This is a genomic window from Pseudomonas sp. MWU16-30322, assembly GCF_020515535.1.
Taxonomy (GTDB): Bacteria; Pseudomonadota; Gammaproteobacteria; order Pseudomonadales; family Pseudomonadaceae; genus Aquipseudomonas; species Aquipseudomonas fluorescens_H.
This window is the reverse complement of sequence record NZ_JAIWYL010000009.1, coordinates 72,545-98,127: the sequence shown is the minus strand read 5'-3', so window position 1 is coordinate 98,127 and position 25,583 is coordinate 72,545. Positions and strand designations below refer to the sequence as shown.

General features: G+C 60.9%; 20 protein-coding genes. 12 read left to right on the top strand and 8 right to left on the bottom strand.

Annotated features, from left to right (window positions below):
• Nucleotides 1-104 precede the first annotated feature (104 nt).
• From LCH64_RS19520 to LCH64_RS19505, 4 genes are all read left to right on the top strand, one after another.
• On the top strand, nucleotides 105-815 hold the full coding sequence (locus tag LCH64_RS19520; RefSeq protein WP_003228669.1) for an ABC transporter ATP-binding protein: 711 nt from the start codon (nucleotides 105-107) through the stop codon (nucleotides 813-815).
• 1 nt (nucleotide 816) lies between these two features.
• On the top strand, nucleotides 817-2,082 hold the full coding sequence (locus tag LCH64_RS19515; protein WP_064589441.1) for an ABC transporter permease: 1,266 nt from the start codon (nucleotides 817-819) through the stop codon (nucleotides 2,080-2,082).
• A gap of 11 nt (nucleotides 2,083-2,093) precedes the next feature.
• Nucleotides 2,094-2,612: a DUF3299 domain-containing protein gene (locus LCH64_RS19510; RefSeq protein WP_003228673.1), complete on the top strand. Its 519-nt coding sequence runs from the start codon at nucleotides 2,094-2,096 to the stop codon at nucleotides 2,610-2,612.
• Between the two features lie 224 nt (nucleotides 2,613-2,836).
• Nucleotides 2,837-3,535, top strand: a complete 699-nt coding sequence (locus tag LCH64_RS19505; RefSeq protein WP_226501034.1) for an OmpW family outer membrane protein — start codon at nucleotides 2,837-2,839, stop codon at nucleotides 3,533-3,535.
• Nucleotides 3,536-3,801: 266 nt separating this feature from the next.
• On the opposite strand, the gene LCH64_RS19500 is transcribed toward LCH64_RS19505, so the two are convergent.
• Nucleotides 3,802-4,731, bottom strand: a complete 930-nt coding sequence (locus LCH64_RS19500) for an NAD-dependent epimerase/dehydratase family protein (RefSeq protein ID WP_226501033.1) — start codon at nucleotides 4,729-4,731, stop codon at nucleotides 3,802-3,804.
• Nucleotides 4,724-5,608, bottom strand: coding sequence for a sugar nucleotide-binding protein (locus LCH64_RS19495; RefSeq protein WP_226501032.1), 885 nt, complete (start codon nucleotides 5,606-5,608; stop codon nucleotides 4,724-4,726). The genes LCH64_RS19500 and LCH64_RS19495 overlap by 8 nt, the downstream gene beginning before the upstream one ends.
• Before the next feature lie 296 nt (nucleotides 5,609-5,904).
• Here LCH64_RS19495 and LCH64_RS19490 point away from each other — a divergent pair, with 296 nt between their 5' ends.
• A complete protein-coding gene (locus LCH64_RS19490; RefSeq protein ID WP_226501031.1) occupies nucleotides 5,905-10,338 on the top strand; it encodes a DEAD/DEAH box helicase in 4,434 nt (1,477 codons plus the stop codon).
• 126 nt (nucleotides 10,339-10,464) lie between these two features.
• Here the strand turns inward: LCH64_RS19490 and LCH64_RS19485 are convergent, their stop codons facing one another.
• Entirely contained in the window at nucleotides 10,465-12,558 is a 2,094-nt protein-coding gene (locus LCH64_RS19485; RefSeq protein WP_226501030.1) for a mechanosensitive ion channel family protein, read from the bottom strand.
• Between the two features lie 220 nt (nucleotides 12,559-12,778).
• On the opposite strand from LCH64_RS19485, the gene LCH64_RS19480 reads away from it, so the two are divergent.
• The 5 genes from LCH64_RS19480 to LCH64_RS19460 all read left to right on the top strand — a co-directional run bounded on the left by LCH64_RS19480 (nucleotide 12,779) and on the right by LCH64_RS19460 (nucleotide 18,160).
• Entirely contained in the window at nucleotides 12,779-13,984 is a 1,206-nt protein-coding gene (locus tag LCH64_RS19480) for an MFS transporter (protein ID WP_103483872.1), read from the top strand.
• A 213-nt stretch (nucleotides 13,985-14,197) separates the two neighbouring features.
• Entirely contained in the window at nucleotides 14,198-15,124 is a 927-nt protein-coding gene (locus LCH64_RS19475; RefSeq protein ID WP_226501029.1) for a DUF72 domain-containing protein, read from the top strand.
• Entirely contained in the window at nucleotides 15,121-15,918 is a 798-nt protein-coding gene (locus LCH64_RS19470) for an endonuclease/exonuclease/phosphatase family protein (protein WP_103483874.1), read from the top strand. The genes LCH64_RS19475 and LCH64_RS19470 overlap by 4 nt, the downstream gene beginning before the upstream one ends.
• On the top strand, nucleotides 15,915-17,189 hold the full coding sequence (clsB, locus tag LCH64_RS19465; RefSeq protein ID WP_226501028.1) for a cardiolipin synthase ClsB: 1,275 nt from the start codon (nucleotides 15,915-15,917) through the stop codon (nucleotides 17,187-17,189). Before LCH64_RS19470 ends, clsB begins: the two co-directional genes overlap by 4 nt.
• Nucleotides 17,186-18,160 carry a lysylphosphatidylglycerol synthase domain-containing protein gene (locus tag LCH64_RS19460; RefSeq protein WP_226501027.1) on the top strand — a complete coding sequence of 325 codons (975 nt, stop codon included), beginning with the start codon at nucleotides 17,186-17,188 and terminating at the stop codon, nucleotides 18,158-18,160. Before clsB ends, LCH64_RS19460 begins: the two co-directional genes overlap by 4 nt.
• Before the next feature lie 115 nt (nucleotides 18,161-18,275).
• Here the strand turns inward: LCH64_RS19460 and LCH64_RS19455 are convergent, their stop codons facing one another.
• The 5 genes from LCH64_RS19455 to LCH64_RS19435 form a co-directional block, all read right to left on the bottom strand.
• Nucleotides 18,276-19,034 carry an alpha/beta fold hydrolase gene (locus LCH64_RS19455; protein ID WP_226501026.1) on the bottom strand — a complete coding sequence of 253 codons (759 nt, stop codon included), beginning with the start codon at nucleotides 19,032-19,034 and terminating at the stop codon, nucleotides 18,276-18,278.
• Nucleotides 19,024-20,133, bottom strand: coding sequence for a DUF3182 family protein (locus LCH64_RS19450; RefSeq protein ID WP_226501025.1), 1,110 nt, complete (start codon nucleotides 20,131-20,133; stop codon nucleotides 19,024-19,026). Before LCH64_RS19450 ends, LCH64_RS19455 begins: the two co-directional genes overlap by 11 nt.
• Nucleotides 20,134-20,315: 182 nt before the next feature.
• Nucleotides 20,316-21,050 (bottom strand): iron-containing redox enzyme family protein, encoded by a 735-nt coding sequence (locus LCH64_RS19445; RefSeq protein WP_226501024.1) that lies wholly within the window; start codon nucleotides 21,048-21,050, stop codon nucleotides 20,316-20,318.
• Between the two features lie 89 nt (nucleotides 21,051-21,139).
• Entirely contained in the window at nucleotides 21,140-22,333 is a 1,194-nt protein-coding gene (locus LCH64_RS19440; RefSeq protein ID WP_226501023.1) for an MFS transporter, read from the bottom strand.
• Entirely contained in the window at nucleotides 22,334-23,464 is a 1,131-nt protein-coding gene (locus tag LCH64_RS19435) for a ThiF family adenylyltransferase (protein WP_226501022.1), read from the bottom strand.
• A gap of 659 nt (nucleotides 23,465-24,123) precedes the next feature.
• Here LCH64_RS19435 and LCH64_RS19430 point away from each other — a divergent pair.
• Complete coding sequence (locus LCH64_RS19430; RefSeq protein WP_226501021.1) at nucleotides 24,124-24,705, top strand: YjfI family protein; 582 nt, start codon at nucleotides 24,124-24,126, stop codon at nucleotides 24,703-24,705.
• 17 nt (nucleotides 24,706-24,722) lie between these two features.
• Nucleotides 24,723-25,421 (top strand): PspA/IM30 family protein, encoded by a 699-nt coding sequence (locus LCH64_RS19425; RefSeq protein ID WP_007966153.1) that lies wholly within the window; start codon nucleotides 24,723-24,725, stop codon nucleotides 25,419-25,421.
• Nucleotides 25,422-25,583: the final 162 nt, after the last annotated feature.

Sequence of the window (25,583 nt, the reverse complement as noted above, 5' to 3'; positions counted from 1 at the left end):
GCGAATGCGGTGGGTCAGTCAACATGGATTTGGCTGATCCACCGCATTCGCGAGCAAGCCCGCTCCCACAAGGGGTTACGTGTTCACTTCATGAAATTGGTGCCATGACCCAAGCACTCATCGAACTGTCCGACCTGGGCTTCAACTGGCCCGGTCACCCGCCGCTGCTGGACATCCCGGCGTTTCGCCTGGAGCCGGGCGAAACCCTGTTCCTCAAAGGCCCCAGCGGCAGTGGCAAGACCACCCTGCTCGGCCTGCTCGGTGGCGTGCAGAAACCCGGGCGCGGCAGCATTCGCCTGCTCGGCCAGGAGCTGACCGAACTCGGTGCCGGCGCCCGCGACCGCTTTCGCGTCGATCACACTGGCTACATCTTCCAGCAGTTCAACCTGTTGCCGTTTCTTTCAGTACGCGAGAACGTCGAGTTGCCCTGCCACTTCTCCAGACTGCGTGCAGAACGGGCGAAACAGCGCCACGGCAGCGTCGATCAGGCCGCCGCCACCCTGCTCGCCCACCTGGGCCTGAAGGATGAAAGCATCCTCGGTCGTCGCGCCGATTCGCTGTCGATCGGTCAACAGCAACGGGTTGCCGCCGCACGCGCGTTGATTGGCCAACCGGAACTGGTGATCGCCGACGAACCGACCTCAGCGCTGGATTACGACGCTCGGGAAAACTTCATTCGTCTGCTGTTCGCCGAATGCCGCGAAGCCGGGTCGAGCTTGCTGTTCGTCAGCCACGACCAAAGCCTTGCGCCGCTGTTCGACCGTCACCTGTCCCTGGCCGAGCTCAATCGCGCCGCCACGTCTGCCGAGGTCTGAGATGTATCTGTTTCGTCTGGCCATGGCCAGCCTGGCCAACCGCCGCTTTACCGCTTTGCTCACCGCGTTTGCGATTGCCCTTTCGGTGTGCCTGTTGCTCGCCGTCGAGCGCGTACGCACCGAGGCCAAGGCCAGTTTCGCCAGCACCATCAGCGGCACCGACCTGATCGTCGGCGCCCGCTCCGGCTCGGTGAACCTGCTGCTGTACTCGGTGTTCCGCATCGGCAACGCGACCAACAACATCCGTTGGGACAGCTTCGAACATTTCGCCAGCAACCCGAAAGTGAAGTGGGCGATCCCGATGTCCCTCGGCGACTCGCATCGCGGCTACCGGGTGATGGGCACCACCGAAGCCTATTTCGAGCATTACCAGTACGGTCGCCAGCAGCACCTGGAACTGGCCGATGGCCGCGCCTTCGCCACCGATCCGTTCGAAGTGGTGCTCGGCGCCGAAGTAGCCGAGGCGCTGCATTACAAGCTCGGCGACCAACTGGTGCTGGCCCACGGCGTGGCGGCGATCAGTCTGGTCAAGCATGACGACAAGCCGTTCACCGTGGTCGGCATTCTCAAGCGCACCGGTACGCCGGTGGATCGCACGTTGCACATCAGCCTCGGCGGCATGGAGGCGATTCATATCGACTGGCACAACGGCGTGCCGGCGCGCGGCAACGGCCGGATCACGGCGGATCAGGCACGCAACATGGACCTGACGCCACAGGCGATCACCGCGTTCATGCTCGGCCTCAACAGCAAGATTTCCACCTTCGCCCTGCAACGCGAGATCAACGAATACCGTGGCGAGCCAATGCTGGCGATCCTGCCGGGCGTGGCCTTGCAAGAGTTGTGGAGCCTGATGAGTACTGCGGAAAAAGCCTTGTTCGTGGTCTCGCTGTTCGTGGTGCTGACCGGGTTGATCGGCATGCTCACGGCGATTCTCACCAGCCTCAACGAGCGTCGCCGCGAGATGGCGATTCTGCGTTCGGTCGGTGCCCGGCCTTGGCATATCGCAAGCCTGCTGGTGCTGGAAGCCTTTGCCCTGGCGCTGACCGGCGTAATCGCCGGGCTGGCATTGCTGTACATCGGCATCGCCGCCGCGCAGGGTTATGTGCAGGCCAATTACGGTTTGTATCTGCCACTGGCGTGGCCGAGCGAGTATGAATGGACGCTGCTCGGTGGCATTCTGGCTGCCGCGCTGCTGATGGGCAGCGTGCCGGCCTGGCGCGCGTATCGCCAATCCCTGGCCGATGGCCTGTCGATCCGTTTATGAGGATGTTCACCATGCCCCGCGCCGTGCTTGCGCTGCTGTTGCTGGTTGCCCTGCCCGTGTGGGCAGCGGCGCCGAAAGACCTGACCTGGTCGGAGATGATCCCGCCGGACGCCGCGCCGGAAGTGCCGAACATGACGCCTCTGCACGACATGTCGAAGATGAGTGATGCGCTGTCCGCCGAGTCGGCGCCGGCGGCGAAACAGGACATGCCCAACGCGCCGGTGGTGCAGAGTCTCGACGGGCAGAACATCCGCCTGCCGGGTTACATCGTGCCGCTGGAAGTCAACGAAGAGGGGCGCACCACCGACTTCCTGCTGGTGCCGTACTTCGGCGCCTGCATCCATGTGCCGCCACCGCCGTCAAACCAGATCGTGCATGTGAAAAGCGAGTTGGGCGTGAAGCTCGACGAGCTGTATCAGCCGTACTGGGTCGAAGGACCGTTGCAGGTCAAGGCGTCCACCAGCGAACTGGCCGATGCCGGGTATCAGATGGCGGCGGACAAGATTTATGTGTATGAGCTGCCGGAGTAATACCCGGAGGTTTTGAGTTGCCGGATCAGTTGCAATCGCGAGCAGGCTCACTCCTACAGGGGAACGCATTCCAAATGCAGGAGTGAGCCTGCTCGCGATAGGGCCGGCCAAGGTTCCACAAAAAACCATCCCTTCACTGTTTCATTGAGCTGAGTCAAAAGACCGTATCAGTTGGCTTCATACCATAGGACATCAGACATTTTTAACGTCCTTTTGGAGCTCCCATGAACAAGTCCTTGCTCAGCGCCGCGCTGTTTGCAGTCGCGCTCGCAGCCCCGCTCGCCCACGCCCACGAAGCCGGCGATATCATCGTTCGCGCCGGTGCGATCACCGTCAACCCGAAAGCCGACAGCTCCAGCGTCAAGGTCGATCAGGGTCCGTTGAACGGCACCAACCTGGGCGGCAAGGCGACCATGAGCAGCGACACCCAACTGGGTCTGAACTTCGCCTACATGCTGACCAACAACATCGGTATCGAGTTGCTGGCCGCCTCGCCGTTCGAGCATGACGTGAAAATCAAAGGCACCGCACTGCCAGCTGCCAACGGCAAACTAGGTACGCTGAAACACCTGCCGCCGACCCTTAGCGTCGTGTACTACCCGCTGGATTCCAAGTCGCCGTTCCAGCCGTACATCGGCGGCGGTATCAACTACACCTGGATCTATGACGAGCACGTTGGCAGCGAAGCCCAGTCCAACGGCTTCAGCAACTTCAAGGCGAAAAACTCCTGGGGCCTGGCCTGGCAGGTCGGCGCCGACTACATGCTGACCGACAACATCATGCTCAACGCCCAGGTGCGTTACATGGACATCGACACCCGCGCGACTGTCGAGAACAACGCCGTGGCGCCGGGCACCCGTGCCAAGGTGAATGTTGATGTCGATCCGTTTGTGTACATGGTGGGTCTGGGCTACAAGTTCTAAGCAACAGTCGAACATTCGCGTGGTGGTGAATGCGGGCTAATGTGGCGAGGGAGCTTGCTCCCGCTGGGCTGCGAAGCAGCCCTGAACAAGGCAAAAGCGGTGCTTCAGAAAAACCGCGTTGACTGAATTTGCGACTGCTGCGCAGTCGAGCGGGACGGTGCGACGATTCGACAAGCTCCCTCGCCACAGGGATTGCGCCAAGCGTCAAAGCGATACCCCGCCCACAAAAAAGGCGCCTGCAAAGGCGCCTTTTTTGTTTTTTCGATTTAGCGTCCCAGCAACCGCGCCAGCCCCACACGCATCGGCGTCGGCTCTGGCAGCTGGAAGCGTTGCAGCAAACGCGCGTTGTTCGCCCGCGAATGGCGGATGTCGCCGGAGCGCGCCGGGCCGTAGCTGACCGGGGGCAACTCGCCGACCACTTCCTGCAGCGCTTGCAGCATCTGCTTGAGGTTCATTGCCTGATTCCAGCCGACGTTCATCGCCCCCACTTCCACTTCAGACTTGTCGATCGCTTGCACCAGCACGTCGACCAGATCCTCGACATAGAGGAAATCACGGGTCTGCTCGCCATCGCCGAACACCGTGATCGGCAGGCCTTTCTGTGCCCGCTCGCTGAAAATGCTGATGACCCCGGAGTACGGCGAGGACGGATCCTGGCGCGGGCCGAAGATGTTGAAGAAGCGGAAGATCACCGGCTCCAGGCCATGCTGGCGACGGTAGAAATCGAAGTAATGCTCGCCGGCCAGTTTGTCCGAGGCATACGGCGTCAGCGGAGCTTTTGGCGTGTCTTCGTCAATCGACTCGCCTTCACCGTTGTTACCGTACACCGCTGCGCTGGACGCGTAGAGCACACGCTTCACTCCGGCCTGGCGCATCGCTTCGCAGACATTCAGGGTGCCAATGAAATTGCTCTGGTGGGTCTTCACCGGATCGTCCACCGAAGCCTGCACCGAGGCCACCGCCGCCAGGTGCGCGACGGCGCTGCAGCCTTGCATGGCCCGCGCAACCAGCGCGGCATCGGCAACGTCACCGACGATCAGTTCGACCTGCGGATTGTCCAGCGGCAGGTTGGCGCGTTTGCCGGTCGACAGATCATCGAGAATCCGCACCGAATGGCCGGTGGCGAGCAATGCATCCGTCAGGTGCGAGCCGATGAAACCGGCGCCGCCGGTGATTAAAACAGGGCCTTCAGCCATGACGATAAAACCTATCCAGTAAAGCCGGGAGCCCGGCGCGCCAGGCGCGGGGCTTGATCCCGAAAGTGTGCAGAATTTTCTTGCAGGCGAGTACCGCGTGTTGCGGTTCCTCGGCAGCGTCCGGCCGCGCGGCATGGGCCTGTGCGGTCGGCGACTCGATCGCCAGCGGATGCAGGTTGCGCGCTTCGCTCAGAATCGCCTGACCCAGCGCCAGCGGCGTGGTCGCCTCGTGGCCGGCGTAATGGTAAGTACCCCACAGCGGCGCGGCGCAATCGAGTTGCTTGAGCACCGAAATGATCACCCGTGCCGCGTCATCGACCGGTGTCGGATTGCCCCGGCGGTCATCGGCCATGAGCAATTCGTCCGGTTGTTCGGCGCGGGCGAGGAAGCGCCCGAGGGTCCCTTCAGGACTGTCATCGAGCAGCCAGCCGAAGCGCAGCAGCACGTGTTGCGGGCAAGTGGCGCGAACACTTTGCTCGATGCGCCACAGCGCCTGACCGCGCAGGCCCAGCGGCACCGGCTCGTCTTTCTCGCTGTAGGCGGTCGCCCGCGAACCGTCGAACACCCGATAGCTGGAAGGCTGCACGAGGATGATGTTGTGGTGCTGGCACAGTTCGGCCAGCCGCTCAATGGCGCGTTCCTGCCCGGCCAAACGGCTTTCGCTGACGGTCTCGGCCTGGAACCAGTCGAAATAGTAGGCGAGGTTGATCAACGCATCCGGACGGGTATCGTCGAGCAGTTGCGTCAGGCTTGCGGCATCCCAGCCGTCTTCTGGCGGGCGGGGGGCGAGGAAACCGATGTCTTCTTCCGCACCGAGGCGAATCAGCGCCTGCCCAAGGGCATTTCCGCCGCCCAGTAACATAAGGCGCATTCGCATAGAGTCAGCAGGCCCAGTCTGATTGGAACGATGGCTTTAGCGACGGTGCTGGTGACACCGTCATCGATAATTGCCGGAATCGTTGCATTTTGCGGGTTTAGTGCGCAACCGTCACCCGTAAAGTGTAGATCGCCGGGAAATGTGCTGAATCAACTGGCCCCATCGCGAGCAGGCTCACGCCTACAGTTGATCGCGTTCCCCTGTGGGAGCGGGCTTGCTCGCGAAGAGGCCCGGCCAAACGCTGAAGATCCCAGCGGTACTTGCATCTTGCCGCCCCCACCCGCATAACTTGAGCCATGAATCTGCCCATCCCCAAGGACGCGGCCCTGGCAGGCTTCCACCCCGCCGTCAGCGCCTGGTTCAGCAGCACCTTCCCGACGGTCACCGCCGCCCAGGCCCGCGCATGGCCGTTGATCCGCCAGCGCCGCTCGACGCTGATCGCCGCGCCCACCGGATCCGGTAAAACCCTCACCGCATTCCTCGCCGTGCTCGACGACCTCGTCCACCGCGGCCTGGAAAACCCCGAAGGCCTGCCCGACGCAACCCTCGTCGTCTACGTTTCGCCGCTCAAGGCGTTGTCCAACGACATCCGCATCAACCTGCAAAACCCGCTGGCGGGAATCACCGAACAATTACGCCAGATGGGCCTGCCCGAACTGCAAATCACCACCGCCGTGCGCACCGGCGACACCCCGCAAAAAGACCGCGCCGCCATGCGCAAGCGCGCGCCGCACATTCTGGTGACCACCCCGGAATCGTTGTACGTGCTGCTCGGCTCCGAGTCCGGACGCAAAATGCTCGGCAGCACACGCACGGTGATCATCGACGAGATCCACGCCATCGCTGCCGGCAAACGCGGCAGTCACCTGGCGCTGAGCCTCGAACGCCTGCAGGCGCTGTGCGCGGAACCACTGACCCGCATCGGCTTGTCCGCCACGCAAAAACCCATCGACGCCGTGGCGCGGTTTCTGGTCGGCACTGATCGCCACTGCGAAATCATCGACATCGGCCACGCCCGGCCACGGGATCTGGGCATCGAAGTGCCGCCGGTGCCGTTGTCGGCAGTGATGGCCAACGATGTCTGGGAATTGGTCTACGACCGCCTCGCCGAGTTGGCCCGCGAGCACCGCACCACACTGATTTTCGTCAACACCCGGCGCTTGGCCGAACGCCTCAGCCGACACCTCAGTGAACGTCTGGGCAAACAGGCGGTGGCGGCGCACCACGGCAGCCTGGCCAAGGAGTTCCGTCTCGACGCCGAACAGCGGCTCAAGCGCGGTGAGCTGCAAGTGCTGATCGCCACTGCGTCGCTGGAGTTGGGCATTGATATCGGCGAAGTCGATCTGGTCTGCCAGATCGCCTCGCCGCGTTCGATTGCCGGGTTCCTGCAAAGAGTCGGTCGCTCCGGGCACCAGGTCGGCGGCACGCCCAAGGGCCGCTTGTTCGCCACCACCCGCGACGACCTGATCGAATGCGCCGCCCTGCTCGACTGCGTGCGCCGTGGCGAACTCGACACCCTGCACATTCCCGAAGCGCCGCTGGATGTACTCGCGCAGCAGATCATCGCCGAAGTCAGTTGCCGGGAATGGGCGGAAGACGCGCTGCTGGCGCTGTTTCGCAAAGCCTCGCCGTACCGCGATCTCGACGAAAAACACTATCAGGCGCTGCTGACGATGCTCGCCGAAGGCTACAACGGTCGTCAGGGCATCCGCAGCGCCTACCTGCATCGCGATGCGGTCAGCCGCACCCTGCGTGGCCGCCGTGGCGCGCAACTGACCGCCGTGACCAGCGGCGGCACCATCCCCGACAACGCCGACTACAGCGTGCTGCTGGAACCGCAAGGTCTGAACATCGGCAGCGTCAACGAAGACTTTGCCGTGGAAAGCATCGCGGGCGACGTGTTCCAGCTCGGCAATACCTCCTACCGAATCCTGCGGGTGGAAACCGGCAAGGTGCGGGTCGAGGATGCCCAAGGCCAGCCGCCGACCATTCCGTTCTGGCTCGGCGAAGCACCGGGGCGCAGCGACGAATTATCTGCGGCGGTGGCGCGTCTGCAAGCGACCCTCGACGACCTGCTCGGCGCCCGCCCCGGCGATCTGCAACCGGCCCTCGACTGGCTGACCGCAACCCTCGGCCTGAACCACGCCAGCGCCGAACAACTGATCGAATACCTCGCCCGCGCTCGCTTGACCCTCGGCGCCCTGCCCTCGCAGGACACGCTGCTGATGGAGCGATTTTTCGATGAATCCGGTGGCACCCAACTGATCATCCATTCACCGTTCGGCAGCCGCATCAACCGCGCCTGGGGCCTGGCCCTGCGCAAGCGTTTCTGTCGCACCTTCAACTTCGAACTGCAGGCCGCTGCCAGCGAAGACGCGATTGTCCTGTCGCTGTCCACCAGCCACAGTTTCGAGCTGGATGACGTCTGGCGTTACCTGCACAGCAACAGCGCCGAGCACATCCTGATTCAGGCGATTCTCGACGCGCCGTTGTTCGGCGTGCGCTGGCGCTGGAATGCCGGGGTGGCGCTGGCGTTGCCGCGTTTTACCGGCGGGCGCAAAGTCGCGCCGCAGTTGCAGCGGATGAAAAGCGAAGACCTGATTGCCAGCGTGTTTCCCGATCAGATCGCCTGCCTGGAAAACCTCGCCGGCGAACGGGAAATACCCGAGCATCCGCTGGTGGAACAAACCCTCGACGACTGCCTGCACGAGGCCATGGACAGCGACGGCTGGCTCAATCTGCTGCGGCGCATGGAGCGCGGCGAGGTGCGGTTGATCAGCCGCGACCTGCCGGCGCCGTCACCACTGGCGGCAGAAATTCTCAGCGCGCGGCCGTACAGCTTTCTCGACGATGCGCCGCTGGAAGAACGCCGCACCCAAGCGGTGCTCAACCGGCGCTGGAGCGACCCGCAATCCACCGATGATCTCGGTGCGCTGGATGCAGACGCCATTAACGCGGTGCGTGAAGAAGCGTGGCCGACGCCGGCCAACGTCGATGAAATGCACGAGGCGCTGATGAGCCTGGCGTGCATCAGCGACCTTGAAGTTCAGGCTGGCGAACACTGGCGCGAATGGCTTGACGCGCTGACTGCGAGCGGTCGCGCCTGCCGCTTGGCCGTTCCGCCAGTAACGGCAAAAGAAAAGCTTCGCGAGCAGGCTCGCTCCCACATTCAACCGCGTTCCGCCAGTTGGAACACAGTCAACTGTGGGAGCGAGCCTGCTCGCGAAGACGGCCTCACAGTCACTACACATCCACAGCCTGGCTCGTTGTGGCTGGCGCGAGAACGCCTGACCTGCCTGTTGGCGCTTTATCCACAGGCCACGCTGCAACCGCAGCAAGAGGCCTTGCCCGGTTTCAACGAACCTTGGACGTTAGAGGAAGCGCTGGTCGAAGTGCTCCGCGCGCGACTGGGCGCATTTGGCCCGCTGCCGTTAGCCGCCATTGCCGAACCACTCGCGTTGCCGATACCGCAGGTCAATCAGGCCCTCGCGCAGCTGGAGCGCGAAGGCTACGTGCTGCGCGGTCATTTCACCCCCGGCGTAGCGGTTGAAGAATGGTGCGAGCGGCATCTGCTGGCGCGCATTCATCGCTACACCGTCAAGCGTCTGCGCCGGGAAATCGAGCCGGTGGCTCTGCAGGATTTCATGCGTTTTCTGTTCGACTGGCAGCATCTGTCCTCCGCTACGCGTGCTCAGGGCAGCACGGTGTTGCCGGCGATTGTCGGTCAGTTCGAAGGTTACCCGGCAGCGGCCTCCGCGTGGGACAGCGATATTCTCCCGGCACGCCTGAAAGACTATTCACCGAGCTGGCTGGATGAGCTGTGCCGCAACGGCAAACTGGTGTGGACCCGGCTCAGCGCCCGACAGAAAGTCAGCGGCACGGCGCTGCGCAGTACGCCGATTGTGCTGTTGCCGCGCAGTCAGGTCGGACTGTGGAGTGGATTGGCCGAGCAAACGCCGGTCAGCGAGCTGTCAGCGAAAACGCAGAAGGTCTACGAGGCGCTGAATCAGCACGGTGCGCTGTTTTTCGATGAACTGATCCATGAAGCGCACCTATTGCGCACCGAGCTGGAAATCGCCTTGCAGGAACTGGTCGGTGCCGGCTTGGTAAACGCCGACAGCTTCGCCGGTCTGCGTGCGCTGATCACCCCGGCGAGCAAGCGCCAGCAACGCAGCAGTCGACGCGGACGCGGGGCGTTTGTCGGTGGCATGGACGATGCCGGGCGCTGGGCGTTGTTGCGGCGCGGGCCGCTCATGGAGAACAGCCAGAGCGCTTCGCCGGAAACCCTCGAACATGTCGCCATGACGTTGCTGCGCCGCTACGGCGTGGTGTTCTGGCGTTTGCTGGAGCGCGAGGCGGATTGGCTGCCGAGCTGGCGCGAATTGCTGCGCACGTTTCATCGGCTGGAGGCCCGTGGCGAGATTCGCGGCGGGCGCTTTGTCAGTGGTCTGGCGGGGGAACAGTTTGCCTTGCCGGAGGCGATTCCGTTGCTGCGCGAAGTGCGCCGCCGGGCACATGACGGCAGCTTGATCGCGGTGTGCGGGGTGGATCCGTTGAACCTGGCCGGAACGTTGTTGCCGGGGGCGAAAGTGCCGGCGCTGGCGAGCAATCGGTTGGTGTATCGCGATGGGGCGCCGGTTGCTGCCGAGATTGCCGGCAAACAGGTTTTCTGGACAGAGCTGGATCAGGTGGCCATGGAACAGGTGCGGAGCAAGCTGATCCGGCATTGATGTCGACAGTTCCGGCCCTTTCGCGAGCAAGCCCGCTCCCACAGGGGATCGGCGGCGTTCACCAATCCAATGTGGGAGCGGGCTTGCTCGCGAAGAGGCCGGCAATCCCACCACAAAATCCGGCGGTCAGGTATTCGACCGTTGTGGCGCCTCGCTCGCCAACAGCTCCTTCTCACCCTGCCGCTTGGGCAACAAAACCTGCTGTGGATAAGTCTGCGCGAAGTGCACGTCAGGACTGTTATCCACAAGCTTTTTCAAACGCTGGTTGAACGCCCGGCTCACCGCATACTGCCCGCCCGACACGGTGCGGAACTGCGCCGTCAGCACCACGCCGTTCAGGTCCATCCGGTCCACCCCGAACACATCCAGCGGCCCTTGCAGGTTGTACTTGAGGAACGGGTCTTCGCGGATCGAATCACCGGTCTCGCGGATCAGTTCGATGGCCTTGTCGACATCGGTGTCGTAGGTGAACTGCACCGAGAAAAACGCGTAGGCAAACTGCCGTGATTGGTTGGTCACTGCCTTGATCTGGCCGAACGGCACCGAGTGCACAAAACCCTTGCCGTCACGCAGGCGCAGGGTGCGGATGGTCAGGCCTTCGACGGTGCCGGCGTGACCGGAGTCGAGCACCACCCAGTCACCGATCGACAGCGTGTCTTCAATGATGATGAACAGCCCGGTGATCACGTCCTGCACCAGTTGCTGCGAACCGAAACCGATGGCCAGGCCGACCACCCCGGCACCGGCCAACAGTGGCGCAACGTTGATCCCGAGGTTGGCCATGGTGGTGATCGCGCAGATCACCACCAGGATGATTTTGATCGCGTTACGCAGCAGCGGCAGGATGGTTTTCACCCGAGTGCTGGGCTGGCGCGACGAGCGTTTGCTGACCGGTGGTTTCAGCGCTTCCTGAATCGCGGTGTCGAGCACCACCCACAACAGCCACGTGACGAGGAAGATCAGGCCGATGCTGCTCAACGCGTTGCTGATCGCCCGTCCGACTGTGCTGCTCTGGGCAAAATCGAGCAGCGAAACGCCCCAGATCCGCCCGAGAATATCGATGAAGGCAATTGCAATGACAATCCGCAGCAACGCATGCAACAGGCTGAGAAAGCGTTCCTTGTAGGCACTGCTGCGCTGGATCGCTTCGGCTTTTCGTGACTTAAACAAATGCTGGAGGATGGTGCTGAGAAACACAGTGCCGATCAGCAGCACCGTGGTGAACAACGCGCAGCGCAGGGCCTTTTGATTGTCCTCACCGATGCCGATCAGATTGACCGCCGAGACCAGCACCATCAACACGATCGGCCAGTACCAGAGCCCGGAAAAAATCCGCAGCGACTCCTGCAACGACGGCTGTTTCAGACGCTGCGCCAGCGGTCGGTTGCGGATCAGGTGCGCCACCGGCCGGCGCAGGCGAATCACCAGCAGACCGAAGATGATCGAGGCGATCAACCCGGTGAACACCGCGACGCTGCTGGTGATGTTGCCGCCTAATTGACGGGCGATCTGTGGGCTGGTCAACGCGTCACTGAGGGCGGCGAGAAAGCCGATCAGGAACAGCGGTTTCGGGCAGTGGTCGCGGATGATCCGCGCGGCGGGCCGTTTGTGGCCGACGTTGAACATCACCACCACGCACAACAGCATCGAGGTGGAGAAAATCCCGCTGCTGGTGGCGTAGGCAAAACACAGCGCCAGCGCCCGGCCGATCGAGGCTTGCAGAAAGTGACTGACGTACAGCGTCAGCGGCAGGCAGATCAGCGCCGGCAGCGTGTACGGCAGCAGGTAACCCACCAGGTCCTGACTGCGCTGGCGGGTGCGCAGCCAGCGCCCTTCGCTCAGGCGCTTGGCCAGCAGGCTGCCGAGCACCGTGAGCAGCGCGAAGGCGCCGAGCCAGACGCCGGACAGCATCAGGAAATCCCCGGCGACGCTCCAGCCCGAACGATCCGACGGCTGGTTGACCAGTTTGTCGACCTCGTCCGCCGCGCGATCGGCCCGCAGGCGCCAGGCGTCGACCAGATGCTCGTTGAGATCGAGTTTGTCCTGCACGTCGTCGATGCTCGTACTGATCGCGCCGAGCAGACCGCCCTGCACGATCGGCTCGGGTTTGGCCGGTTCTTCAGCGGTGGCCGGAACGCCCGGCAACGCGGCGGCTTGCACCATCTGGCCAGCGCCCAACAGCAGCGCCCCAAGCAAAACAGCGACCCTGAACTTGATCAAAACTCCGATCCCTCTTGGCTGAACCTGTAAGGAACTGATCGGTGAATGGCGGACAAGTTCGGTTTTCGCCTCATTTAACCCTTCCCCTGTGGTGAGGGGATTCATGGCGGTACTTGGATATTTGCTCCAGCAGCAAATATCAAATGCCCAACCCCGTATTTTTCCGCACAAGCCAAACCCCGACACTGCGCTCCATTCAAACCTCTACCGGAGTGCTGTCATGCCCATTGCCTTGCTCGCGCTGACCCTCAGCGCATTCGCCATCGGGACGACCGAGTTCGTCATCGTTGGCCTGCTACCCACCATTGGCGCCGATCTCGGCGTCAGCCTGCCGTCCGCCGGGCTGCTGGTCAGCCTCTATGCGTTGGGCGTTGCCATTGGCGCGCCGGTGCTGACCGCCCTCACCGGCAAAGTCCCGCGCAAACTGTTGCTGCTGTCGCTGATGGTGCTGTTCACCCTCGGCAACCTGCTGGCGTGGATGGCGCCGAGTTACGAATCGCTGGTGCTGGCGCGGATCGTTACCGGCCTGGCGCATGGGGTGTTCTTCTCCATCGGCTCGACCATTGCCACCAGTCTGGTGCCCAAGGAAAAGGCTGCCAGCGCGATTGCGATCATGTTCACCGGCCTCACCGTGGCCCTTGTGACCGGCGTGCCGCTGGGCACCTTCATTGGTCAGCATTTCGGCTGGCGCGAAACCTTCCTCGCCGTCTCGGCGCTGGGTGTGATCGCCTTCATCGGCAGCCTGCTGTATGTGCCGAACAACATCGCCCACAGCAAACCGGCGTCCCTGTTGCAACAGCTGCAAGTGCTGAAGCAACCCCGTCTGTTGCTGGTGTACGCCATGACTGCAATCGGTTACGGCGGTTCGTTCATCGCCTTCACTTTCCTTGCGCCGATCCTTCAGGACATCTCCGGTTTCAGCGCCGGCACCGTCAGCCTGGTGTTGCTGGTGTACGGCGTATCGGTGGCGGTCGGCAACATCTGGGGCGGTAAACTGGCGGACAAACGCGGGCCGATCAGCGCCCTGAAAATCATCTTTGCCCTGCTCGCCGCCGTGCTGTTCGTACTGACCTTCACCGCCGGCAATCCATGGCTGGCGCTGGCCACGGTGCTGGTGTGGGGCGCGGTGGCGTTCGGCAACGTGCCGGGTCTGCAGGTGTATGTGGTGCGTCAGGCTGAACATCACACACCGCAGGCAGTGGACGTGGCATCGGGGCTGAACATTGCTGCGTTCAACCTCGGGATTGCCGGCGGGGCGTGGGGCGGCGGGCTGATCGTCGAGCATCTGGGCCTGATTCATACGGCGTGGATCGGTGGTCTGGTGGTGCTGGTGGCGCTGGCACTCACCGCATGGAGCGGTCGACTGGATCGGCTCGGTCCGGTCTATGCCGAACCGGCTCAAGGCCGAGTAATCACGGGTCACTGAGTAACCCTGTGGGAGGGGGCTTGCTCCCGAAGGCGGAGGGTCAGTCAGCATCAATGGCGACTGATACACCGCTTTCGGGAGCAAGCCCCCTCCCACATTAGCTTTATGTTGCTCTCAGGGATGTACCGTCCGTAACGCCACCGAAACTTTCCCGAACCGCCCACAGTCATCAACAGACACAGGCTGTACGAGGACTGACAACGGGAGGGCGACATGGCAACGATTCACATCGGTATTTCCGGCTGGCGCTACGCTCCGTGGCGCGGGGATTTCTACCCGAAAGGACTGGCGCAGAAACGCGAATTGCAATTCGCTTCGCGGGCCGTCAACAGCATCGAAATCAATGGATCGTTCTACGCCCTGCAACGGCCCGAACGTTATGCCCAGTGGTACGCCGAAACGCCCGACGACTTCGTGTTCAGCGTCAAGGCGCCGCGCTTCATCACCCACATTCGCCGTTTGCGCGAGATCGAAAAACCGTTGGCGAATTTCTTCGCCTCCGGTGTGCTGGAACTCAAGGAAAAACTCGGGCCGATCCTCTGGCAGTTCCCGCCGAACTTCAAATTCGATCCCGAGCGCTTCGAACACTTCCTCGCCCTGCTCCCTCACGACACTGAAGCGGCCGCCGCCCTCGCCCGCCAGCATGACTCGCACCTGCACGGCCACGCCAGCCTGAAGGCCTGGCGCAAAAAACCGCTGCGCCATGCCGTGGAAATTCGCAACGACAGCTTCATCGACCCCGACTTCGTGCGCTTGTTGAAACGCTACAACACCGCCCTGGTGATCGCTGACACCGCCGGCAAGTGGCCGTACCGCGAAGACCTCACCAGCGATTTCGTCTACCTGCGTCTGCACGGTGCCGAGGCACTTTACGCCAGCGGCTACAGCGAACCGGCGCTGCAGAACTGGGCCGAACGCATCGACGCCTGGCACCACGGTCAGCAACCGCGCGATGCGCATCTGATCGCGCCGCGCCTCAAGCCTCGGGCCCGTAAATCCCGTGAAGTGTTCTGCTATTTCGACAACGACATCAAAGTCCGCGCGCCCTACGACGCCCGCAGTTTGCTGCACCGTTTTGAGCTGGATAAAACGCTCGCCACCACCCCCGGCGAACCGGCAGCCGAAGGGGTGTTGGCATGAGTATTCCAGAGCCGGTCGGGGTCACCGACGAACAGACCAGCGTCGAAGTGTCGGTGCGCCGTTTCACCGTGCTGACGGTCAACACCCACAAGGGCTTCACCGCCCTCAATCGACGCTTCATCCTCCCGGAGTTGCGCGAAGCGGTGCGTAGCGTGGCGGCCGACGTGGTGTTTTTGCAGGAGGTCCACGGCACCCACGAACACCATCCAAAACGCTACAGCAACTGGCCGACGATGCCGCAATACGAGTTCCTCGCGGACAGTCTGTGGCCGCAATTCGCCTATGGGCGCAATGCGGTGTATCCGGAGGGCGATCACGGCAATGCGTTGCTGTCGAAATTCCAGATCATTCGCCACGACAACCTCGACGTTTCGATCAGCGGCCACGAAAACCGTGGCCTGCTGCATTGCGTGCTGCGCCTGCCCGGTGATGGCGTCGAGGTGCATGCGATCTGCGTGCATCTGGGTCTGCGCGAAAGCCATCGCAATGCACAACTGAAGCTGCTCGGCGAGCGTCTGGCGGAGCTGCCGGTTGACGCCCCAGTGATCGTCGCCGGTGACTTCAATGACTGGCGTCAACGCGCCGATGCGTTGCTCGAACCCTGCGGTCTGCGCGAGGTGTTCGCCGAGCATCACGGCAAACCGGCGCGCAGTTTTCCGGCACGCCTGCCGACGCTGCGGCTCGACCGCATTTACGTGCGCAACCTCAAGGCCAGCCAGCCGACAGTCCTGGCGAATCGGCCCTGGTCACACCTTTCCGACCACGCCCCGTTATCGGTGGAGATCGAACTATGAGCAGCGCACCGCTGGAGAAATCCGCCGTGGCACCGATCAGCATCAACCCGCCGGTGCGCGAGCCCGGGCATGTCGATGTCGAGTACGGCTGGCAGGGCAACAACCGCGTCGAGTTGCTGGAAAACGGCGAGGAATATTTCCCCCGGGTGTTCGACGCCATGCGTGCGGCGAAGAGTGAAATCCTGCTGGAGACCTTCATCGTTTTCGAAGACAAGGTCGGTGCAGAGTTGCAGCAGATCCTGATCGACGCCGCCCGGCGTGGCGTGCGCACCACTGTCAGTCTCGACGGTTTTGGTTGTGGCGAATTGTCCACCGGTTATCTCGCGGCATTGAGCGATGCTGGCGTGCACCTGCAAATGTTCGATCCGGCGCCCAAACATCTGGGTTTTCGCACCAACTGGTTCCGCCGCCTGCACCGCAAGATCGTGGTGGTCGACGGACTGATCGCGTTCATTGGCGGGATCAACTTTTCCGGCGATCACCTGGCCGATTTCGGCCCCGAGGCGAAACAGGATTACGCGGTGCAGATTCAGGGGCCGGCGGTCGCTGATATTCACCATTTCGCCCTGCTGCAAAGTGGTAGGCCGGGGCGTGCGCGGTTCTGGTGGCAACGTCGGCGTCAGCGCCGGGCGGACATGGCTTTCAACGATCACGACGGTCAGGTACGGCTGGTGTTTCGCGACAACGATCAGCATCACACCGACATCGAAGACGTGTATTTGCAGGCATTGCGCCGGGCCAAACGTCGGGTGGTGATCGCCAACGCCTACTTCTTCCCCGGCTACCGCCTGCTGCGCGAGATCCGCAATGCCGCGCGCCGTGGCGTCGAGGTGCGGCTGATCCTGCAAGGCCAGCCGGACATGCTGGTGGCGAAACTGGCGGCGCGCATGACCTACGACTACCTGCTCAAGGCCGGCGTGCAGATCCACGAATATTGCCAGCGCCCCCTGCACGGCAAAGTCGCCTTGGTGGATGAGGAATGGAGCACGGTCGGCTCGAGCAATCTCGACCCGCTGAGCCTGTCGCTCAACCTCGAAGCCAACGTGCTGATCCGCGACCGCGCGTTCAATCAGCATTTGTTCCAGCGCCTCGAAGACCTGAGCCAAAACCACTGCAAGGCCATGGACGCCGACATGTCCCCACGCGGGCGGATTTGGCACATGACCGTGGGATTTCTGGTGTTTCACTTCCTGCGGCATTTCCCGTCGATGGCCGGTTGGTTGCCGGCGCACAAACCGCGGCTCAAGCCGTTTCGGGGAGATATCCCATGAGCCATTCCCATGCGCAATCGGCGCCTGCCGTGCATTCTCGCTGGAGTCGCTGGAAACGCCCGCTGACGCTGCTGTTCTTCCTCGCGCTGATCGTGTTGCTGACGATGTTCGCCAGCCGCATCGAATGGGCGGAAGTCCTACAAACCCTGGCTGACTTCGAGGTCCGCACGCTGATCATCGCCGCCAGCCTGACCCTGCTGAGCTTTCTCACCTACGCCAGTTTCGACCTGATCGGCCGCACCTACATCCGCCAGGACCTGACCTGGAAGCAAATCCTGCCGGTGGGGATCATCAGCTATGCGTTCAACCTCAATCTCAGTGCCTGGGTCGGCGGGATCGCCATGCGCTATCGCCTGTATTCGCGGCTCGGGGTCAGCAAAGGCAACATCGCCAAAATCCTCGGCCTGAGCCTGGCGACCAACTGGTTCGGCTACATGACGATTGCCGGCGCGGTGTTCAGCAGCGGTCTGGTGAGCATGCCGCCGGGCTGGAAAATCAGCAGCGATGCGTTACAGGGCATCGGCGTGCTGTTACTGCTGCTGAGTGCCGGTTACCTCGCCGCGTGCCAGTTCTCGAAGCGCCGCGAGTGGTCGATTCGCGGGGTGGAAATCAACCTGCCGTCACTGCGCATGGCCGTGCTGCAGTTGCTGCTCGGCGCATTGAACTGGTCGCTGATGGCGGCGGTGATTTTCACTCTGCTGCCGAGCAAACTGGATTATCCGTTGGTGCTTGGCGTACTGCTGATCAGTGCGATAGCCGGGGTCATCACGCACATTCCGGCGGGGCTCGGGGTGCTGGAGGCGGTGTTCGTCGCGCTGCTGCAGCACGAAGCTTCGCGGGGCAGTCTGGTGGCGGGGTTGCTGGCGTATCGGGCGATTTATTTTCTGCTGCCGTTGTTGATTACGGTGGTGATGTATTTGGCGGTGGAAGCCAAGGCCAAGGCGTTGCGGATCGAGAAGAAACCGTCCTGATTTTGTGGCTATGGCTGATGGCCCCTTCGCGAGCAAGCCCGCTCCTACAGGGGGAGCGCATTTCAAATTGTAGGAGTGAGCCTGCTCGCGATGGCGTCCGAAAGGGCACCAAAGATCATGTGGACTGGATGATGCTCAACCGCTCACCGACCACCATCTCGGTAATCCAGTCCACCAGAATCGAGGTATAGGCCTGCTGCGAAACCGGCTCGCTCAAGGCATGGTCGGCGCCGTCGATAATCCGGTGCGTCAGCGAATGCGTCTGCTGACACGCGGCGCGGTAACTCATGATCGTCGCGTGGGGCACGTAATCGTCGGTTTCCGATTCCACCAGCAACACATCCCCGATGAATTGCGAACAGGCGTGCAGCGCACGATTACTGTCAGCACGGACCAACGTCGCCCGGTAATCCCGCAGGTCAGCCTTGTCCAGATCACGCTTGGGCGTGTGCCATTGCTCGTCGCGATACAGCGCCGGCACTCGCAGCGCCAGCCAGCGCACCGGGCGCAACGAGGTGAGGATCGAAGCCAGGTAACCGCCATAACTGGTGCCGACCACCGCAATCGCCGAGGTGTCGAGCGCCGGGTGCGCGAGCAGGCGATCGTAGGCCGCGAGCAAGTCGCGCAGGTTGTCCTCGCGCGTGACCCGGGTCAACGGAATGCCGGTGCCACCGGTGTGCCCGCGCAGGTCGAAGGTCAGGCATACACAGCCAAGCCCGGCGATGCCCTTGGCGCGCTCCAGATCGCGCTCCTGGCTACCGCCCCAACCGTGCACAAACAACACGCCGGGGACTTTCGATTTGGGGCTGAGAAACGTCCCGCTCATCTGTTCGTCATCAATGTCGATCTGAATGCTTTCGCTTCTAGCCGTCATAGGATTTGACCGTTACGTATTTGAGAAGGAAGTCGCTGTTCTCTGCTGGCCCGCGATAGATTTCGATGGCGTCGGCCGGCAGGGTCTGATCGTTATAGGTCTCCACCGTCGACACGCGGATCGCCGGAATATCTGGATCGTTGACAAAGCTTTGCAGCGCGGCCAGTTCAGCGCCGCTGGCACCGCCCATGCGCCAGGACTGTTCGAGTACCCCGCTACGAGGCTTGCCATCGTGGTCCAGGCCCTGGGCGACGTCGTAGTTGCGCCGCGAGGCATAGAAACCCGGGTAGGCCTCGTCTGCCGCCCGGTCAAAAATCTGCGCCTGCTCGATGGCCAGGCGCACATCGCCCGGCAAGTCCAGCGCCAGCAGATCGGCGTAACCGCCCTGCACGACCAACAGATTCGAACCGCCGTAGACGTCTTCACCAAGCGCATCCTTGGTCAAGTATTGATCACCGCAGTAGCTCAGCACTTTGTCGCCGATGAATGACTGGCCGACGCTGTGGGTGAAGACCTTGCTCAAGTCCTGTTCCAGCACCACGCCATCGCGGAACAACGCTTTCGCGTCTGCACGGGCGAGCACTTCATCGAACACGTCGAGGCTGTTGATAACTTCCTGACCGCGACCAGCGCAGGCGTGAATCGGCTTCAGACGGATCGGCCCGCTGTACAGCAGATGCTCGGCAGCGGGTCGCGCATCTTCCACGGCAAACACGGTCAAGCCATCGAGCACCACGTCGCGCACACGCTCGGAGAACAGCGGCGCCCAGCCTCGCGGGGCGTGGGCCAGATGACTGCGCAGGCCGTGGCTGATGGCTTTGGTGCAGATGAAATCGTGTTCGACGAATCCGCCCCACAAATCGCCGGGGCCCTTGATCCCCAGATTACGCGCGCTGGCCGGGCCAACAATGGTCTGGGTCGGCAGCCAATACAAATCGCGACCGCGATGCTTCTGCGGGTCAAAACTTCCGCCGAAGCTAAGTCCCAGAATCTGCGCCAGCCAGCGGGCAAGTTCCTTGTTGGTCTGCACTTCATGTTGCGGCGCCCCGGCCCGAACCGAATGGGCGACGACCACTTTCCTGCTCGACATCGGGGTCATGCGTCCCCCTTCAAGCCAATTGATGAATGTAATGAGAGAAGTGCAGAGATCAGGCCAATCGCCTGGCGCCGGGAATGCCAAAATGAATCAATCGCTTGGAACAAGCATGGTGGCATCAGGCCTGTTTCAATCTGCACGACTGCCAGCGAATCCGCGGCAATTTGCACGAAACGGGACGCCCGCTACTGCTGGCTGACTTCCTTCCAGATGGCATCGAACATGACACAACGTTTGAGGATAGCCTGACGCCCGATTTGAATCGCAAGCCGCTTGGCTTCAGGAGTCTGGTGAGTCAGGCGTTGCAGAATTCCCAGCATGGTAATCGCGTGGTCCTCATCCTCTTCGATATGCAGACGAAAGAACTCCAGGCCTTCCTCGCTGACATTCAGTCCCTCCAGTGCCAGGAGAATCGGTTTGTAAATCAGCGGCACAATGGCTTCCGCTCCCAGGCAGAGTGCTGCGAGGCCCTCGACAGGATTTTCACTGCGGCAACGCTGCATGATGCATTGGGTGAAATCCACGGTCTGAGGTAAAGGCGATTCTGCCAAGGGATGGGTGCCGAGGATCCGCAGCGACCTTTGAAAAAGCTCGGCATGCGTGAGCTTGTGGTCACCATCAATGCCCATTTCCTCCTGCATGTTTTCCATCAGCAATTTGATGTCGCCAACGGACTCAAGACGATTGATGATCGCACACAGAAAGCGGGTAAAGTTTCGCGAGTAGTAATGATGCTGGATCAGAAAGTAACGCATCCCCTTCAGGGAAACATGACCGTTTTGCATTGCCAGCAACAGCTCATGATTAACCAATCCATCTAACGCATCAGCGTCCAGCCATTCGTCCCATAATGTGTCTCCGATCATGAGCTTAATGACTTTCGCCCCATCGCCCCGATTCAACTCTTTGTCTGCTTCCAACTTTAAATTCCTTTTAATTCTTTATCAGCCATCCAGCCGATCGCAACATTCCAGTTATTCCGAAATCCCGAAAACTTACAAAACCATATTCATTGTGCATCGCTGTAAATGACCGGGCGCTCAAACCTGGCCAGAAAGTAAGCACATAGAGAGGCGAAAATGATGCACAGACCGCCTGACGCAAGAATCACAGCGCTGCTCGAGAAATGCAGTAACAGCCATCCACTCAGCAGGCTCGCCGGCGGAATCGCGAGGTAGGCAATGAGCCGTGTAACTCCTACCGTTCGCCCTAGAATGATTTGCGGCACCACTTGCTGGCGATAGGTGAAAAAAGCGATGACCACCACGGATTGGCAACCGGTAGAAAGCGCCCACAGTGCCGAAAGTGACCACGGATCGTTGGCCATCGCCCCCATCAGCGTGAACACCCCGGCCAGCAAACAGCTTCGACGGATAAGAATGCCGGCCGGATATCTCTTCACCAGAAACGCCCCCGTAGCTGATCCGGCGACGGCACCTGCACCAATGAGCCCGTAGTAATAGCCGACATCACTCAATGGCACGGCCAGTAGCGTGGTGTAGACATAGACAAGGCTGGCACCGATCAAGGCAAAACCGAAATTGCAGAAAAAGAACAGCATGACAAACGAACACAGTTCTCGCTGCTGGATGACATACAGCAGTCCGGCTTTGATTTCCGTGAATACCCGCGTAGTGGCAGGCGCAGGCTTACCCTGCTCTTTCAGCAGGAAGCAAAGCGGCAGGGATAGCGCAAATCCAACAATGCTGCCAATGAGCAACTGCTCCTTGGTACTAAAAGCGAGCAAGGCCGCAACGCCGATTGGCGCAACGATGCGAATGATGTTGTCACTGGCGTTGACGATCGCATTGAATCGATGAAGTTTGGGCCCCTCGATCAGCGCAGGCGCAATACTCTGGAAAACCGGGTGGTGGGTGGCACCGACGCTTGCCAACAGAAAGCTCAGTAGTAACAGAGTGATACTCAAGCTGCTCCCGGACAGCGTAATCACGGCAGCATATATAAGGCAGCCGGTGACGATGTTGATCAGATCACCACCGATCAAAAAACGCCGTTTGCTGTAGCGATCACTCCACACACCGGCGAAGGGCGTGACCAGTATGTAGGGCGCCATCGCGGCGAAAAAAGCCAGCGACGTCCAGATTGGGGAGCCGGTCTGCTCATAAACATAAAGTGGGATCAGAAACGCTATGGCCCATGAGCAGATGGACGTGATGGCATAGGACGCCAGGAGTTTGAACATCTAGACAGTCTCCGTCTGCCGCGACCGTTGCCCGTTCGCGAGATGTCCACATACCGTGCAGTCCGGATTCTGTTGCCAGACTTCAGCAACGCTGACGTCCAGGTCGTCGAATGTGAATTCCTTGAGCTTGTTGGTCAATTGTGGCGGTTGGCAGCCGGTGATGATCTTGACCGTTTCGCTGACCATCATCCCAGCAGTGACGGCCACCAGAGTCACAAGAGCCGGGCCGGGATGCTCATAAGTGATGTCGTGCTGTTTGGCCATGGTCGAAACGCTGTTCACCAGGCTGCTCTTGTTACGCGCCGACGTCAGCCAGCAAGCACCGCAGCCCGAGGAGCCAGGCACCACCGAATAAAACACCGAGCGGCGTACATCAAGCCCGCCTGAAATGAAGGGTACGCCCTGTTCAACACAGGCCTCATTCAGCCAGTCGGCCATGTAGTTCGCGGGTTTATCGGCGACACAAATCACAATATCGTGACCGCGTACGATGCCGGCGACGTCTTGCGCCGACTGGAGGCGGGTTTCGTGAGCAGTAATGTCGAGGTGACTGTTGAATTCAAGCAACCTGCGCCTGGCCGTTGCAACCTTCGGCATGCCGACGTCGCTTTCCTTGTAAAGGATCTGCCGGTTCAAATTGCTCAACTCGATCGTGTCAAAATCGAGGATCGTCAAGTGGTGGACGCCCAGCGCCACCAGGTCGAACAGGATATGGGTGCCCAGACCGCCGCAGCCCAGTACGCAGACCCTGGCCGCGCGCAGTTTTTCCTGGTGGGTGAACTTGTTCTCGCCCACAGCCGCCATCGACCCGAAAAAGTCGATGTTGCGGGAAAATCTGATGCGATCATGATCCGAAAGAGAAGTCGTTTCAAAAGCATCCGGACTCTCGACCAACCGGTATTTGATCAGATCCTGCGCGACGCTTCGGATTTCGTCCTGAACCACCCCGGGATAACGGTCTGCCACCTGGGTAATCAACGCTTCGTAGGGGGTACGGCCATCAAGTGCCGTGACGAACTCCCAGACAGCGCCATGGGGGTCGGGGATTTTTGCGTATTGACCGTTAAAACGCAGCACTACCTGACCATCAAGTTTGAACGGAATAATCGTCGGTTTAAGACAAAGCTTCATATTCGAGCCTCGATCGCTATTAAAACAAGTTAGTAAAAGAACCAGGACCGCGAAGGCCCCGGTTCTTACTGATCAGATCAGCCGATCTGAGAATCGCCAGCGGAAGATGCTTTTTCGAAAGTCATAATGATTTCCTCAAAAGTTGAAGGGCCGGTGGTCGAAGCTTTTTTCCACCGGGGTGACGGTGTGCACACCCCAAAACTAGAATAAGTTTTCAGTGGTTGCGAACCGACCTTGTTTCTTAATATTACTCGCAAAGAACACACTTCCTACGCTCTTACGAAGGGCCGCTATTACTTCTTACGGAAACATGCAAAAACAATGTAGGAATTATCTTCAATATTTAAACAGTAAAAAATCACAGCAGGAGAATTGAAAATAAATTCGCCTTCCAGACAATAAACATCAGTGATTAATCAGAAACACACTCCCCACCCGGGACAACGCTTGCGACCACCACCTCATCAGCGATTTCGACATGCCGAAAAAATCTCACGCGTGAGCCATTGATGGCATTTTGAATTGGCTGTAGTGTGGCTCACGCGTGAGATGTTCATAACGGAGTCATTGCCATGAAAAGCCGCTCCCCCACTGTTGCGTCAGAGAGCCCAAAGGGAGAGCGCTCGAAACCGTCCGCGAAAAAGCCGTCGAGCTTCTACATGAAGCAGATGCGCGCGGGCCTGGCTGCCGCCGGTTATGTGAAACACGAAACTTGGGTACTTCCGGAAAACCGAAGCTTGCTCAAGCAGATGGAGCAACAGCTACGCCAACCGATTCTGGCTGGCTCATTCATGTCGGAGAATTACATGAGCGCAGGCAACAACTGGAACATCGATAGCCTCTTCAACGCCCTCAAGGCACTGGACGAGGTGGCTTCGCACGAGATCACGCTGTCTCTGATCCAGAGCTCCGAACCCAGCATCAAGCTGGAAATGAACGAATTCGGCGGTCTGCCGATTCACATCGCCGTGGCCGGTGCACAGATCATCGTTGACACCGTGCTGGTGGATATCGATTCGATCACTGACGTACGCGCCTTCAACGACGCCGTGTTGCGCAGCCGGGAAATGTTCCCGCTGTCGTCGATCGGTATCGAGTCGATGCCTAACGGCCAGACCGTTTACAACATGTTTGGCGCCCTCAGCGCCGACTCGAGCCTGACCAACGTCGTCACCGAGGTGAAAACCTTGGTCGACAACGTGCAGCGCGCGAGCGAAGCCTTCGAACACTTCTTCAAGTAATCAACAGGGAATATCCAATGACTCAGTCCATCTGGAGCAAGTTGTTCACCGCACTGCGCGGCGGCGCCAATGAAGTCGGCGAAGCGATCGTCGACCAACAGGCCCTGCGCATCCTCGACCAGGAAATCCGCGACGCCGACACCGCGCTGTCCAACGCCCGCCGCGAGCTGGTCACCATCATGGCCAAGCACAAGCTGGCCGCCGACCGCGTGAGCGAGTACGACGCGAAGATCAAGGATCTGGAAGCCAAGGCTGTTTCCGCGCTGAACGCCGGCCGCGAAGACCTGGCGATGGAAGTGGCCGAAGCGATTTCGACCCTGACCAACGACCTGACCGCCGAGAAAGCCCAGAGCGACGAGTTCGGCACCTACGCCGAAAACATGCGCAAGGACATCAGCAAGGCCGAGTCTCGAATCAAGAGCCTGCGCCAGCAGGTGGACATGGCCAAGGCCCGTGAAAGCGTGCAGAAGGCGCAGGTCAGCGCATCCATCGCCAGCGGTGGCGCCAACGGCAAACTGGAAACCGCGGTCGGCACCCTGAACCGTCTGCAGGCCAAGCAACAGCAACGCGCCGCCGAGCTGAGCGCCGCCGATGAGCTGGCTGACGCTTCGACCGGCAACGACCTGGAACGCAAACTGCGCGATGCCGGCATCACGCCGAACGAGGGCAGCGCCAATGCGATTCTTGAGCGTCTGAAGCAAAAATCAGCGCAGTAAGCAGCATCGCAATACCTTTGTAGGAGTGAGCCTGCTCGCGATGAGGCCGGAACATTCAACCTCAGTGTTGTCTGCACCGCCGCCATCGCGAACAGGCTCACTCCTACATGGTTTACGCCATGCAATTGCTTCTGCTTGTTTACCGCCCGGCCCGGTACACTA

Coding starts and splice junctions, on each gene's coding strand:
- LCH64_RS19520 (WP_003228669.1), top strand. CDS start 105: ATGACCCAAGCACTCATCGAACTGTCCGACCTGGGCTTCAACTGGCCC.
- LCH64_RS19515 (WP_064589441.1), top strand. CDS start 817: ATGTATCTGTTTCGTCTGGCCATGGCCAGCCTGGCCAACCGCCGCTTT.
- LCH64_RS19510 (WP_003228673.1), top strand. CDS start 2,094: ATGCCCCGCGCCGTGCTTGCGCTGCTGTTGCTGGTTGCCCTGCCCGTG.
- LCH64_RS19505 (WP_226501034.1), top strand. CDS start 2,837: ATGAACAAGTCCTTGCTCAGCGCCGCGCTGTTTGCAGTCGCGCTCGCA.
- LCH64_RS19500 (WP_226501033.1), bottom strand. CDS start 4,731: ATGGCTGAAGGCCCTGTTTTAATCACCGGCGGCGCCGGTTTCATCGGC.
- LCH64_RS19495 (WP_226501032.1), bottom strand. CDS start 5,608: ATGCGAATGCGCCTTATGTTACTGGGCGGCGGAAATGCCCTTGGGCAG.
- LCH64_RS19490 (WP_226501031.1), top strand. CDS start 5,905: ATGAATCTGCCCATCCCCAAGGACGCGGCCCTGGCAGGCTTCCACCCC.
- LCH64_RS19480 (WP_103483872.1), top strand. CDS start 12,779: ATGCCCATTGCCTTGCTCGCGCTGACCCTCAGCGCATTCGCCATCGGG.
- LCH64_RS19475 (WP_226501029.1), top strand. CDS start 14,198: ATGGCAACGATTCACATCGGTATTTCCGGCTGGCGCTACGCTCCGTGG.
- LCH64_RS19470 (WP_103483874.1), top strand. CDS start 15,121: ATGAGTATTCCAGAGCCGGTCGGGGTCACCGACGAACAGACCAGCGTC.
- clsB (WP_226501028.1), top strand. CDS start 15,915: ATGAGCAGCGCACCGCTGGAGAAATCCGCCGTGGCACCGATCAGCATC.
- LCH64_RS19460 (WP_226501027.1), top strand. CDS start 17,186: ATGAGCCATTCCCATGCGCAATCGGCGCCTGCCGTGCATTCTCGCTGG.
- LCH64_RS19455 (WP_226501026.1), bottom strand. CDS start 19,034: ATGACGGCTAGAAGCGAAAGCATTCAGATCGACATTGATGACGAACAG.
- LCH64_RS19450 (WP_226501025.1), bottom strand. CDS start 20,133: ATGACCCCGATGTCGAGCAGGAAAGTGGTCGTCGCCCATTCGGTTCGG.
- LCH64_RS19440 (WP_226501023.1), bottom strand. CDS start 22,333: ATGTTCAAACTCCTGGCGTCCTATGCCATCACGTCCATCTGCTCATGG.
- LCH64_RS19435 (WP_226501022.1), bottom strand. CDS start 23,464: ATGAAGCTTTGTCTTAAACCGACGATTATTCCGTTCAAACTTGATGGT.
- LCH64_RS19430 (WP_226501021.1), top strand. CDS start 24,124: ATGAAGCAGATGCGCGCGGGCCTGGCTGCCGCCGGTTATGTGAAACAC.
- LCH64_RS19425 (WP_007966153.1), top strand. CDS start 24,723: ATGACTCAGTCCATCTGGAGCAAGTTGTTCACCGCACTGCGCGGCGGC.